The organism is Meiothermus ruber DSM 1279, assembly GCF_000024425.1.
Taxonomy (GTDB): Bacteria; Deinococcota; Deinococci; order Deinococcales; family Thermaceae; genus Meiothermus; species Meiothermus ruber.
Genome location: NC_013946.1, coordinates 1,465,987 through 1,478,538, shown reverse-complemented (window position 1 = coordinate 1,478,538; position 12,552 = coordinate 1,465,987). Strand labels below are relative to the sequence as shown.

Below are 12,552 nucleotides of genomic sequence, written 5' to 3'. Positions count from 1 at the left end.
TTCTTGGCAGGGCGGGAACTGTGGACAGGCCTTCAAGCGGAATGGGCTTTCAGGGCAATCTCCTCGCCCTGGCGCACAACCTGCAAACGCCCCCCCTGCTTGAGCGGGCCAAAGAGCAGCAGATCGGCCAGGGGTTTCTTGATTTTTTCCTGGATCAGCCGGGCCAGCGGGCGGGCCCCCATCAGGCGGTCGTAGCCGTGCTCAGCCAGCCAGGCAATGGCCTCGGGCTGCACCTCGAGCGCCACCTTGCGCTCCTTGAGCTGGGCCTCGAGCTGCCCCAGGAACTTGCCCACAATCTGCTGCATGATGGCCGGGGAAAGCGGGTTAAAGTGCACGATGGCGTCCAGGCGGTTGCGGAACTCCGGGGTGAACAGGCGCTTGAGGGCCTCTTCGCTGGCCTCGCTGCGGGTGCCCCCCAGGAAGCCCACCCGCAGCTCGCTGGCCTCGGCGGCCCCGGCGTTGGTGGTCATGATCAGGATGGTGCTGCGGAAGTCCACAGTCTTGCCGTTGTGGTCGGTGAGCCGGCCATAGTCCATGACCTGTAACAAAATGGCGTAGAGGTCGGGGTGGGCCTTCTCGATCTCGTCCAGCAGGAGCACGCAGTGGGGGTTTTGCAGCACCGCGTCGGTGAGGAGGCCGCCCTGGTCGAAGCCCACATAGCCCGGCGGCGCACCGATGAGCCTCGAGACCGAGTGCTTCTCCATGTACTCCGACATATCGAAGCGCAGCAGCGGCACCCCCAGGGAGGCCGCGAGCTGGCGGGCCAGCTCGGTTTTGCCCACCCCGGTGGGGCCGGCGAACAGGTACGAACCCATGGGTTTTTGCGGGTCGCGCAGGCCGGCGCGCGCGAGCTTGATGGCGCTGGCGACTTCCTCCACCGCCCTGTCCTGCCCGAACACCGCGCGTTTTAGCTCCTGCTCGAGGTTAGCCAGCACGGCCTCGTCGTCGCGGCTCAGGTTCTTGGCCGGAATGCGGGCGATGCGGGCCACGGTGGCCTCGACCTCGGCCACCCCGATGCGGCTCTTGCGCTTGCCTGGCGGCAGCAGGGCCTGGGCGGCCCCGGCCTCGTCCAGCACGTCCAGGGCGGAGTCGGGCAGGCGGCGCTCGGAGAGGTGGCGGGCTGCCAGCTCCACCGCCCGCTCGAGGGCCGCTTTGGTGTAGGTGAGCTGGTGGTGGGCCTCCAGACGCGGCTTGAGCCCCTCCAGGATTTTCACCGCGTCGGCGTGGGAAGGCTCGCCGATGTCAATCTTCTGGAAGCGCCGGGCGATGGCCCGGTCTTTCTCGAAGTGCTTGTACTCGGCAAAGGTGGTGGCCCCAATGCACCGGAGTTTGCCGGTGAGGGCCGGCTTGAGCAGGTTGCTGGCGTCTACGGTAGAGCCGGTGGTGGAGCCGGCCCCCACGATGGTGTGAATCTCGTCTATGAACAGGATGGCGTTGGGATGGGCCTCGAGGGCCTTCATCACCGCCTTGAGCCGCTCCTCGAAGTCGCCCCGGTAGCGGGTGCCGGCCAGCAGGCTGCCCATGTCCAGCGCGAAGACCTCGGCCCCCACCAGCCGGCTGGGCAGGGCAAGCGCCACGGTCGGGGCCACAATGCGCTGGGCCAGCCCCTCCACCAGCGCGGTCTTGCCCACCCCCGGGTCGCCCACCAGCAGGGGGTTGTTCTTCTGCCGGCGGGAAAGAACCGTCAGGATGCGCTCGAGCTCCTTCTCCCGCCCAACGAGCGGGTCGAGCTCACCCTTGCGGGCCCGTTCGGTCAGGTTGGTGCAGTAGGCCTCGAGGGGGTTCTCGGCCACGCCCGCGCCCTCCTCGCCCACCTGCACGGGCTCGATGTTGGACGATACCCCCCGCGGCAGGGCCCCCCTCGAGATGGCCGAGGTCAGGTCGAGCCGGCTCACGCCGAGCTGCTCCAGCAGGGCGTAGGCCGCCGACTGCCGCTCGTCCATGATGGCCACCAGCACATTGGCCCCGTTGGCCTGGTCGCGCCCGGCGGAGCGCATCTGCAAGACCGCCCGCTGGATCACCCGCTGAAAGGCCGTGGTAGGCTCGGGTTCGCTGCCTGGAACCGACTCAAACTGGCGCAGCGACTCCTCGAGCAAAGCCCGCAGGTGCTCGAGGTTGACCTTGCAGTACTGCAACACCCGGCTGGCGTCGGGGTCGTCGAGCAGGGCCAGGAGCAGGTGCTCGAGGCCGGCGTACTCGTGCCCGCGCTCGAGGGCAATCCCCAGCGCGCGGCGGATGGAACGTTCAAGGGTGGGGGTCAGGGGGGTCTCCATACCTGCTGGCTCGAGTCTAGCAGGCCGGTGGGTCCAGATTGTTCCAAAAGTCGCCCACTAGCTTCCGGCGTGGCAACTGCATTCAGCGCCATTGGCCTTGGCAAAGGCTTCGCGGCCTTCGGTAAAGGACAGGTAGGCCAGGCCCAAGGCCCCCAGGCTGTCCACAAACCAGATGCCGCTCAAGGAGTACACCAGGCTGGAAAAAAGCAGCAGGCCGGACATATACATGCAGACCCGCGCGCACTTGGCATCGGCCAGGATGGCCTCCGAGCCCAGGGCTCGACCGGCCTGGGTCTTGTAGTGGATGAGCGCCCACATCAGCGAGATCGAGATGACCGCAATCACCACGCCCGCCAGGGTGGTCTCGGGCTTGTGCTGGGTGCTCAGGTTGTAGAGGGCCATGACCGAAAGAATCCCGGTCAGCCCGTAAAAGCCGGTGCCGGTGATCTGCAGGGCGGTTTTCTCGAAGCGGCCCGTGGGCGCCCCAGGGTGCCGCCAGATGCGCAGCACCATCGCCAGAATGCCCAGGCCCGAGATCATCTCGATGAAGCTATCGAGGCCAAAGCCAAAAAGGGTCAGGGACTCGTCGGCAGCACCAAACCAGACCGAGACCAGGCCCTCGAGCAGGTTATAGACAACGGTCAGAATCGCTAGAGCAAAGGCCAGCCGGTACCAACGTTGATCCTGGGAAGAAAGATACATACCCAAACCCTACCCCAGGCACCGACGCTTTTTTGTACGTTTGGCACCTTGGATACTGCAATTCCGGCATCAAAAACCGGCCCTACTCGGGCTCCATGGTGCACTGCAGCGGATGGCCTTCGGCGCTGGCCGCCGCCATCACCTGGTTGACCTTGGTCTCGGCAATTTCAAAAGGGTACACCCCGGCCACCCCCACCCCCGCGTGGTGCACCTGCAGCATGATGCGGGTGGCCTCGAGCTTGCTCTTCTTGAAGTACCGCATCAACACCTCCACCACAAAGTCCATGGGGGTGTAGTCGTCGTTGAGCAGCAACACCTTGTACCGCGGTGGGGTGCGGGTAGCGGTCTGACTGCGGGTCTTGGTAGCGGTGTCGCTCACGGTTTTTTAGTCTAGCAAACCGCTGCCCTGCCGCGCTCGCAGCATCACTACGAAAGTTTCCGCCACCATGTCGTGCAAAGCCTGGTGGTCTCGATCCCACAGCACCAGCAGCAGGCCGAGGTTCAGCACCATGGCGTTCAGCCAGCGCCCCAGGCTTTCCCGCACAAAGGCCTGCCACAGGCTGGGGGGCCGCCCTACCTGGTTCACCACCCAGAGCCCCATCAGCTCCTTGCCCAGGGTCTGGCCCCTGCGGGCCAGCGGCAGCACCGCGTAGGTAAACCAGGCCAGCGGGGAGAACAGGCCAAATAGAATCAGGCCCTCGGTTGAAAAGTGGTGGCCTGGGTGGGTGGGTGGAAACAGCGCGGTTACCGCCCGCACAATGCCAAACTGCAAGCCGGCCAGCACGCCCAGGTCGATCAAACCAGCCAGCAAGCGGCGGGCCAGGTAACGCACGGTCGCGCGGGTAAGCTTGCGTCCCACCACACTTTTACTCTAAGGCCCAGTGGCTAGGCTGGGGGTGTGCCAAACCGACTTGCTAAGGAGAGCAGCCCCTATCTTCTGCAGCACGCCCATAACCCGGTGGACTGGTACCCCTGGGGCGAGGAGGCCTTCGCCAAAGCCAGGGCCGAAAACAAGCCCATTTTTTTGTCGGTGGGCTATGCCACCTGCCACTGGTGCCACGTGATGGAGCGGGAAAGCTTCGAAGACCCCGAGGTGGCGCAATTTCTGAATGCCCATTTCGTACCCATCAAGGTAGACCGGGAAGAACGGCCCGACGTGGATCAGGTCTACATGTCGGCCCTGCAAGCCATGACCGGCTCGGGCGGCTGGCCTATGAACATGTTCCTGATGCCCGACCTGCGCCCCTTTTTTGGTGGAACCTACTGGCCGCCCGAAGATCGGCAGGGCTTCCCCAGCTTCCGGCGGGTGCTGGCCGGTGTGCACAACGCCTGGCTGCACCAGCAAAAAGAGGTTTTGGAGAACGCCGAGCAGCTCACCACCTACCTGCAGGATCAGCTCAAGCCGCGGGGGGGCGCCCTGCCGGATGACCTGCACAGCACCGCCCTGGCCGGACTTTCCAGAATCTTCGACCCAGCCCACGGCGGCTTCGGTGGGGCCCCCAAGTTTCCCCAATCGCCCGCCCTGGGCTACCTGCTCACGCAGGCCTGGCTGGGCCATGAGGCAGCCTGGAAGCACCTACAGCTCACGCTGGATCGGATGGCCGAGGGCGGCCTCTACGACCAGGTGGGCGGCGGTTTTCATCGCTACACCGTGGATCACATCTGGCGGGTGCCGCACTTTGAAAAGATGCTTTACGACAACGCCCAGCTAGCCCGGCTCTACGCCGCAGCCAGCCGGATGCCCCAGGCCTCCCTCGAGCAAGCCCGGCGCTACCAACGGATTGCCCAAGAAACCCTGGACTACGTGCTGCGCGAGCTGACCGGGCCAGAGGGTGGTTTCTGGTCGGCCCAGGACGCCGACTCGGAGGGGGTGGAAGGGAAATTCTATGTCTGGCAGGCCGAGGAATTCCGCCGGGTTCTGGGCGCGGAGGCCGAGGCCGCCATGCTCTTGTTTGGGGTCTCGGAGGCCGGGAACTGGGAGCACACCAACGTGCTCGAGCGGCGCATCCCCGATGCGGCCCTGATGCAACACCTGGGCCTGGGGCCCGAAGCCTTCGAACGCTGGGTACAGAGCGTGCGCCACCGCCTGTACGCCGCGCGGCAGCAGCGCACCCCACCCCTCACCGACGACAAGGTGCTGGCCGACTGGAACGGCCTGATGCTGCGGGCCCTGGCCGATGTGGGGCGCTGGCTGGAAGAGCCCCGCTACATCGAGGCCGCCCGCAAAAACGCCGCGTTTGTGATGCAGGAGATGTACCGCGACGGCCTGCTGCGGCATAGCTGGCGCCAGGGCCAGCTCAAGCCCCAGGCCTACCTGAGCGACCAGGCCCATTATGGACTGGGCCTGCTGGCGCTCTTTGAGGCCACTGGGGAGGTGGGGTGGCTCGAGGGTGCCCGGCAACTAGCCGAAGCCATCCTGACCCACTTCAAAGAGCCCACGGGGGCCTTCCGCGACTCGCTGGATCAAACCCTGCCGGTGGTGGCCCTCGATGCCTACGATGGACCGTACCCTTCGGGAAATGCGGTGGCAGCCGAGCTGCTGTTCCGGCTGGCAGCGCTTTACGAGCGCCCGGACTGGCACCAGGCTGCGCTGACAACGGTGGAATCCAACGCCCAGCGCCTGCTACACAACGCCTTTGGCTTTCCAGCCATGCTCCAGGCCCACCTGGTGGGCACCCTGGGCAGTGAGCTGGCCGTGGCAGCGCCGGCAGCCATGATGGATGCCCTGCGTAGCTGGTTTTTACCGCTCACCACCCTGATCTATGGCCCGCCCAACACCCTCCCGGTTCTGCAAAGCCGCCAGCCCGGTCGGGCTTATCTGTGCCAGCATGGGGCCTGCCGCCTCCCCGTGGACAGGCTGGAACAGCTACGGGGGGAGCTTCAAGCCATCTACCCCAGTGCAAGCATCCCAGGCTAAAGCGGGTGGTTTTTTGCACCCTGGAAGGCCGTAAGCCGCGATAAGCTGGTTTCATGCGCGTCCTATTTGTTGGCGACGTCTATGGCGATCCGGGTTTACGAGCTGTGGCAATGCACCTCCCCGACCTGCGCCCCCAGTACGATCTGGTCATCGTCAATGGCGAGAACGCCCACCATGGGAAGGGCTTGTCCAAGCCAGCCTACCGCAAACTGCGTGAGGCCGGCGCCGACCTGATCACCCTGGGCAACCACGCCTGGGATCACAAAGACATCTACCAGCTCATTGAAACCGAGCCCATCATCCGCGCCCTCAACTACCCCCCCGGCACCCCCGGAAAAGGGCACTGGGTGCTCGAGGCCGGGGGTGAAAAACTCCTGGTGATGCAGGTAATGGGCCAGGTCAACATGGGCCTGAACCTCTACGACCCCTTTCGCAGCAGCGAGGCCTTACTGGCCGAAGTCGAGCACGATTACGCGCTGCTCGAGGTGCACGCCGAGGCCACCAGCGAAAAATACGCCCTGGGCCACTACCTGGACGGCAAGATCGCGGCCCTGCTGGGCACCCACACCCACGTCCAGACCGCCGATGCCGGCTTTCTAGCCAACGGCACCGCCATCCAGGCCGACGTGGGCATGACCGGCCCCATTCACTCCATCATCGGGGGCGAGATCGAGAGCTTTTTGGGTCGCTTCATCACCCAGCGGCCCACCCCTTTCAAGGCTGCCCCGGGGCGGGCCATGTTCTGCGCCACCGAGCTGGTTTTGGAAGGGGGCCGGTGCACCTCGATCCGGCCTATGCGCTGGGATGAGCCGGCGTAGCCCACAGCTTTCTGCAAATTCATGCACTTTCTTTCGTGCGCATAGGGCCAGCCAGGCGGTTTGGAACAGTTCCGTTCAAGGTATCTGGGCGGGGTTTTTCGGCTAGAAAAAAGCCCCCGCATTTCGCCTATAGCATCCCACGGGACGGGTTTTTGAATAGAAATGCAGTCCAGATTACAAACGCTTTGGCCCACTGGCTTAGTGTATTTGCATGCAGTTACTGGTTCAGTGGTCTGACCAATAGGAGGCTGGCTTCCGATGGTGCGCCCGACCCGTGTTTCCGAGAAGCTCGCCAAAGACCTCGAGCAATTGCTCCAGGATGGCGTCTGGCGGCCTGGCGACCAGTTGCCTGGCGAGCGCGACCTGGCCAGCCGCTTTGGCGTAAGCCGCTCCTCGGTGCGGGAGGCTCTGCGCATCCTCGAGCTCAACGGCTGGGTGGAAATCCGGCAGGGGGACGGAACACGGGTGGCCTCTCCTTCGGAGAGCTTTGGTCGCCGCTTGCGCTCGAGGCTGCACCAAGAAGACTTTATCCTCGAGCTCTTTGAAGTACGCCGCATCCTGGAGCCGGCAGTGGCCGCCCTGGCTGCCGAGCGCAGCCACCCGCAGGGGGTTGCCCGGCTCGAGGAATTGCTCGCTCAGCAGCAGGCGGCTAAAGAGGATCTGTACCGATTTGTCGAGCTCGATATGTTTTTCCACAAAACCCTGGCCGATATGAGCCGCAACGCGGTGCTGAGCGAGATCGTAAGCTTACTGGAAGTCGAGTTGCGACAGATCCGCCTGGTATCGACTGCTAAACGCTACCGCCCACAAGTTACCCTTTCTGAGCACCTGCGCATCCTCGAGGCCATTCGGGCTTCCGACCCCGAAGCGGCCCGTCAGGCCATGTTGGCCCACCTGAGCACGGTTGAAAGCTCGGCCAAAATCAAGGAGGTAGACCGATGAAAAAGTGGTTGGCAGCAGTTGTTCTCTGGAGCCTGGGCGGTTTGGGGCTGGCCCAAACGGTCACGGTGGGGTTGGATGCCGATCCCCCCAACCTCGACCCCCTGCTTTCTTCTGCCCTCGTGGATCGGCAGGTGCAGAACCAGATTTACGACAAGCTGGTCGATCTTGACGAAAACCTGCGCATTGTGCCCATGCTGGCAACCAGCTGGCGCGTAGAGGAAGACGGCAAGGTCTATGTTTTCAACCTGCGGCAGGGCGTTAAGTTCCACGATGGCACCGACTTCAATGCCGAGGCGGTCAAGTTCAACCTGGATCGCTACCGCAGCGCCCCCGGTTCCCGCCGCTCGGGCGAGCTCTCGCTCATCACCAACGTGCAGGTTGTTAATCCCTATACCGTGCGGGTAACCCTGCGGGAGCCCTTCGCGCCTTTCCTGGCCATCCTGTCCGACCGCTCGGGGATGATGGTCAGCCCCACCGCCGTGCAAAAGCTGGGGGCTGAGTTTGGCAACAACCCTGTGGGAACCGGGCCCTTCAAGTTCGTGGAGCGGCGGCGGCAAGACCGCATTGTGCTGGCGCGCAACGAAAACTACTGGCAGCGCGGCTTTCCCCGCATCGAGCAACTTATTTACCGCCCCTTCCCCGACGACGACGTGCGGGTCGCCAACCTGCTCTCGGGGGCGGTGAGCATCATTACCCCGGTAGCCGCCAAAGACCTGGCGACCATTCGCAATAACCCCAACCTCACGGTCAACAACTTCCCGGGCATCGGATATCAGGGTATCTGGCTCAACCACACCAAAGGCCCCTTCACCAACAAGGCCTTGCGGCAGGCTTTCGCCGCCACCATTGACCGCGATGTGGTAGACCGTGTGGTGTTTTTGGGTACAGCCCTCCCTTCCAATGGGCCCTTCCCCCCCGGCACCCTGGCCTACGATAAAACCATCCCCGTTCCCAGGCGCGACCTGGCCCTGGCCCGGCAGAAGCTGGCCGAAGGCGGCCGTCCGCAGGGCTTCAGCTTTACCCTGACCATTGCGCCCGGCCCGGTGCTGGCCCAGTTGGCCCAGGTGTACCAGGCCATGGCCGCCGAAGCAGGCATTCAGGTGCGCATCGAGCAGGTGGAGTTTGGCACCTTGCTGGACAGGGCCGCCAAACTGGAACTCGAGGCGGTGGCGGTGGGCTGGAGCGGGCGGCCCGACCCCGACGGCAACATCTACGACTTTGTTCGCTGTAAAGCGCCCAACAACTACTCCGGCTACTGCAACCCGCGGGTGGACAACCTGCTCAACCGGGCGCGCACCGTGCGGTTGCCGGAGGCCCGCCGCGACCTGTATAGTCAGATCACCAAAATCATCCAGGAAGACCTGCCCTACATCTACGTCTACCACCCCCAGACCACCATCGGCGTGAGCCGCCGCCTGAGCGGGCTTCCGGTTATTCCCGATGGCATCCTGCGCTTCCGCGGCGTGAGCCTGGGCGGTCAGTAGGAGCTAAAAGCGGTGTTCCTCTTCGTCCTGCGGCGCTTGATGGGTGGTTTGCCCACCCTGTTGCTGGTCACAGTGCTGGTTTTTACGCTGACCCGGGTGTTACCGGGTGACCCGGCCCGGCTGCTGCTGGGCGAAGAGGCCACCCCCGAGCTGGTCGCGCAGATTCGAGAGGAACTGGGGCTCAACCGGCCCATCCTGGTGCAGTATGCCGACTGGCTGTGGGGCCTGGTGAGGGGCGACCTGGGGCGCTCGATTCGCGGCAACGAGCCGGTGGCCCCGATAATCTGGCAAAAACTACCCACCACCCTGGAGCTCAGCCTGTTTTCGCTTCTGGTGGCCGTTGCAATCGGCATTCCGGCGGGGGTGCTGGCGGCGTTGCGAAGAAACAGCGCCATTGATGCAGGCGTAACCGTGATGGCCCTTTCGGGGGTCTCCATCCCCAACTTTTTTCTGGGCATCCTGCTGATCTACGTGTTCAGCATCCGCCTGGCCTGGATACCGCCTTCTGGCTACGTTGAGCCCTGGGTAGACCTGCAAAAAAACCTGCTCCTGATGCTGATGCCCGCCATTACCCTGGGCACCGCGCTGGCCGGCGCCATCGCCCGCTTTACCCGCAACAGCATGCTCGAGGTGCTTTCACAAGACTATGTCCGCACCGCTCGAGCCAAGGGTCTGGAAGGCCGGGTGGTGGTGTACAAGCACGCCTTGCGCAACGCCGCTATCCCGGTCGTAACGGTGATCGGTTTGCAGCTAGGCGGTTTGTTGGGGGGCGCGGTGGTCACCGAGCAGGTTTTCTCCATCCCCGGCTTTGGGCGGCTGCTGGTGGACTCGGTCTTCAACCGCGACTTCCCGGTTTTGCAGGCGGTGGTGCTGATCTCGGCCCTGGCGGTGTTTCTGATCAACGTGCTCACCGACCTGCTTTACGCGGCCATTGACCCGCGCATCCGCTACCACTGAGATGAGCAACCGTACGCTGCGCGCCTTTCTTGCCAACCGCCTGGCCCTGGCCGGGCTGGTCATACTGTTGCTGCTGGTGCTGGGGGCCATCTTTGCGCCCATTCTGGTGCCTTATAGCCCCACCGCGACCGATTTCAGCGCCCTGCAACAACCCCCCTCGAGCCAGCACTGGTTTGGCACCGACCAGCTCGGGCGGGACATCTTCTCCAGGGTGCTCTATGGGGCTCGAGTCTCGCTGGCCGCGGGCTTAATCTCGGTGCTGCTGGCTCTGCTGCTGGGAGGCCTGATTGGGCTGGTGGCCGGCTTTTACGGCGGTTGGATGGACGATGTGCTGATGCGTCTGACCGACGCCATGCTGGCCTTTCCTTTCCTGGTGCTGGCCATCGCCCTGGCCGCCGTGCTGGGCCCGAGCCTGCAAAACACCATGCTGGCGATTGGGGTGGTCACCACCCCGGTGTTTGCCCGCCTGATTCGCGGGCAGGTGCTGGCCGAGCGTCCCCGTGAGTATGTGCAGGCCGCCGTCGCCCTGGGCGGCAGCGATGGCCGCATCATCACGCGGCACCTGCTACCCAACATACTCGGGCCATTAATCGTTCAGGTGAGCCTGAGCACGGCCACAGCGGTGCTGGCCGAGGCCACCCTGTCCTTCCTGGGGTTGGGGGTGCAGCCACCCACGCCTTCGTGGGGCTCGATGCTCAACGACGCTCGAGGCTACCTCAGCCAGGCGCCCCATATGGCCCTGTTCCCCGGCCTGGCTATCTTTTTGGCGGTGCTGGCCTTTAACCTGATTGGGGACGGCCTGCGCGATGCCCTGGATCCGCGCATGAAGAAGTAGGGCGGGTGCAATAATTACGCCCGGTGTTAATGCTATGAACCTCAACCAGTATCCCTATCCCTCCCGCCGCCACGTGGTGACCGGCAAACGGGGCGCAGTAGCCACCAGCCAGCCCCAGGCCGCCCTGGCCGGCATGGAGATGCTCCTGGCCGGGGGCAACGCGGTGGACGCGGCCCTGGCCATGGCCATAGCCCTAACCGTGCTCGAGCCCACCTCCAACGGCATCGGCTCCGATGCCTTTGCCCTGGTGCACGACGGAGAGAAGCTGCACGGCCTGAGCGCCAACGGCCTGAGCCCCGCCGGTCTGGACTTTGCAACCTTTGCCGCAGGCGGAGCAGTGCCCACCCGCGGCTGGCTGCCGGTCACGGTGCCGGGGGCGCCCGACGCCTGGCGCGAGCTGCACCAAAAGTTTGGCAAGCTGCCCTTCGAGCGGCTTTTCGAGCCGGCCATCCGCTACGCCGAGGAGGGCTTTGCCGTCACCCCCGAGACCGGGCGCAACTGGCGGCGCATCGAGGCGGTGTATGGCCCCCTGCAGGACGCCTGTTTTCAACCCTTCAAAGCGGTCTTCATGCCCGGCGGCAAAGCCCCCCGGCCGGGCGAGATCTGGCGCAGCCCGCGGCACGCCGAGACCCTGCGGGAGCTGGCCCGCACCCACAGCGAGAGTTTTTACCGCGGTAAACTGGCCGACCGGATCGCCGATTTTGCCGCGGCCACCGGGGGTTACCTGACCCGCGCCGACCTGGCCGCCTACCGCTCGGAGTGGGTGGAGCCCCTCTCGGTGCGGTACCGGGGCCTCGAGGTACACCAGATACCCCCCCCAGGGCAGGGCATCGCGGCCCTGATGGCGCTGAAAATCCTCGAGGGCTTCGAGCTAAGCCAGTACCCCCGCGACTCGGTGGAGGGCTTCCACCTGCAGCTCGAGGCCATGAAGCTGGCCTTTGCCGACGTGCAAAAATACGTGGGCGACCCCCGCTACATGACCGTCTCGGCCGCCGACCTGCTGCACCCGGACTACCTGGCCCAGCGCCGGGGCCTGATAGGTGAGCAGGCCCTACCGGTGCAGGCCGGTGCGCCCCAGGGGGGCACCGTCTACCTGTGCGCCGCCGACGGCGAGTTGCAGGTCTCCTTTATCCAGTCCAACTACATGGGCTTTGGGGCCGGCATTGTGGTGGACGGCACCGGCATCTCGCTGCAAAACCGGGGTGCCGGTTTTGTGCTGGAAGAAGGGCACGTCAACCAGTACGCCCCGGCCAAGAAACCCTTCCACACCATCATCCCCGGCTTCCTCACCCGCGAGGGCAAGCCCCTGGGGCCCTTTGGGGTAATGGGCGGGCATATGCAGCCCCAGGGGCATCTGCAGGTGGTGGTGAACCTGGAAGACTACCACATGAACCCCCAGGCCGCCCTGGACGCCCCCCGCTGGCAGTGGACGCAAGGCCTCCGGGTGGAGCTCGAGCCCGCCGTGCCCCTGCACCTGGTGCAGGGCCTCAAGGAGCGCGGCCACGAGGTGGTGCTGCAAAGCGAGTGGGCCTCGTTTGGCCGGGGCCAGATGATTTTGAAACCCGCCGCGGCCTTCCTGGCCGCCACCGAGCCACGGGCCGATGGGATGGCCCTGGCCTGGTGA

11 protein-coding genes are annotated in these 12,552 nt (G+C 64.8%); 7 read left to right on the top strand and 4 right to left on the bottom strand.

The window, feature by feature from the left end; translation table 11 throughout:
* Window positions 1-32 precede the first annotated feature (32 nt).
* From clpA to MRUB_RS07350, 4 genes are all read right to left on the bottom strand, one after another.
* Complete coding sequence (gene clpA / locus MRUB_RS07365) at window positions 33-2,273, bottom strand: ATP-dependent Clp protease ATP-binding subunit ClpA (protein ID WP_013013716.1); 2,241 nt, start codon at window positions 2,271-2,273, stop codon at window positions 33-35.
* 57 nt (window positions 2,274-2,330) lie between these two features.
* Window positions 2,331-2,975, bottom strand: a complete 645-nt coding sequence (locus MRUB_RS07360) for a cation efflux transmembrane domain-containing protein (RefSeq protein WP_013013715.1) — start codon at window positions 2,973-2,975, stop codon at window positions 2,331-2,333.
* Window positions 2,976-3,057: 82 nt separating this feature from the next.
* On the bottom strand, window positions 3,058-3,354 hold the full coding sequence (gene clpS / locus MRUB_RS07355) for an ATP-dependent Clp protease adapter ClpS (RefSeq protein ID WP_013013714.1): 297 nt from the start codon (window positions 3,352-3,354) through the stop codon (window positions 3,058-3,060).
* A gap of 6 nt (window positions 3,355-3,360) precedes the next feature.
* Entirely contained in the window at window positions 3,361-3,837 is a 477-nt protein-coding gene (locus tag MRUB_RS07350; RefSeq protein ID WP_013013713.1) for an RDD family protein, read from the bottom strand.
* Between the two features lie 36 nt (window positions 3,838-3,873).
* On the opposite strand from MRUB_RS07350, the gene MRUB_RS07345 reads away from it, so the two are divergent.
* From MRUB_RS07345 to MRUB_RS07315, 7 genes are all read left to right on the top strand, one after another.
* Window positions 3,874-5,892 carry a thioredoxin domain-containing protein gene (locus tag MRUB_RS07345; RefSeq protein ID WP_013013712.1) on the top strand — a complete coding sequence of 673 codons (2,019 nt, stop codon included), beginning with the start codon at window positions 3,874-3,876 and terminating at the stop codon, window positions 5,890-5,892.
* Window positions 5,893-5,945: 53 nt separating this feature from the next.
* Window positions 5,946-6,710, top strand: coding sequence for a TIGR00282 family metallophosphoesterase (locus MRUB_RS07340; protein ID WP_013013711.1), 765 nt, complete (start codon window positions 5,946-5,948; stop codon window positions 6,708-6,710).
* A gap of 258 nt (window positions 6,711-6,968) precedes the next feature.
* Window positions 6,969-7,652 carry a FadR/GntR family transcriptional regulator gene (locus MRUB_RS07335; RefSeq protein ID WP_013013710.1) on the top strand — a complete coding sequence of 228 codons (684 nt, stop codon included), beginning with the start codon at window positions 6,969-6,971 and terminating at the stop codon, window positions 7,650-7,652.
* On the top strand, window positions 7,649-9,136 hold the full coding sequence (locus MRUB_RS07330) for an ABC transporter substrate-binding protein (protein ID WP_013013709.1): 1,488 nt from the start codon (window positions 7,649-7,651) through the stop codon (window positions 9,134-9,136). The genes MRUB_RS07335 and MRUB_RS07330 overlap by 4 nt, the downstream gene beginning before the upstream one ends.
* 12 nt (window positions 9,137-9,148) lie before the next feature.
* Window positions 9,149-10,093, top strand: a complete 945-nt coding sequence (locus tag MRUB_RS07325) for an ABC transporter permease (RefSeq protein WP_013013708.1) — start codon at window positions 9,149-9,151, stop codon at window positions 10,091-10,093.
* A 1-nt stretch (window position 10,094) separates the two neighbouring features.
* Entirely contained in the window at window positions 10,095-10,928 is an 834-nt protein-coding gene (gene nikC / locus MRUB_RS07320; RefSeq protein WP_013013707.1) for a nickel transporter permease, read from the top strand.
* 34 nt (window positions 10,929-10,962) lie between these two features.
* A complete protein-coding gene (locus MRUB_RS07315; RefSeq protein ID WP_013013706.1) occupies window positions 10,963-12,552 on the top strand; it encodes a gamma-glutamyltransferase family protein in 1,590 nt (529 codons plus the stop codon).

Bases quoted from the DNA above. Each gene is read 5' to 3' on its own strand.
- clpA (WP_013013716.1), bottom strand. From the start codon at position 2,273: ATGGAGACCCCCCTGACCCCCACCCTTGAACGTTCCATCCGCCGCGCG.
- MRUB_RS07360 (WP_013013715.1), bottom strand. From the start codon at position 2,975: ATGTATCTTTCTTCCCAGGATCAACGTTGGTACCGGCTGGCCTTTGCT.
- MRUB_RS07340 (WP_013013711.1), top strand. From the start codon at position 5,946: ATGCGCGTCCTATTTGTTGGCGACGTCTATGGCGATCCGGGTTTACGA.
- MRUB_RS07335 (WP_013013710.1), top strand. From the start codon at position 6,969: ATGGTGCGCCCGACCCGTGTTTCCGAGAAGCTCGCCAAAGACCTCGAG.
- MRUB_RS07330 (WP_013013709.1), top strand. From the start codon at position 7,649: ATGAAAAAGTGGTTGGCAGCAGTTGTTCTCTGGAGCCTGGGCGGTTTG.
- nikC (WP_013013707.1), top strand. From the start codon at position 10,095: ATGAGCAACCGTACGCTGCGCGCCTTTCTTGCCAACCGCCTGGCCCTG.
- MRUB_RS07315 (WP_013013706.1), top strand. From the start codon at position 10,963: ATGAACCTCAACCAGTATCCCTATCCCTCCCGCCGCCACGTGGTGACC.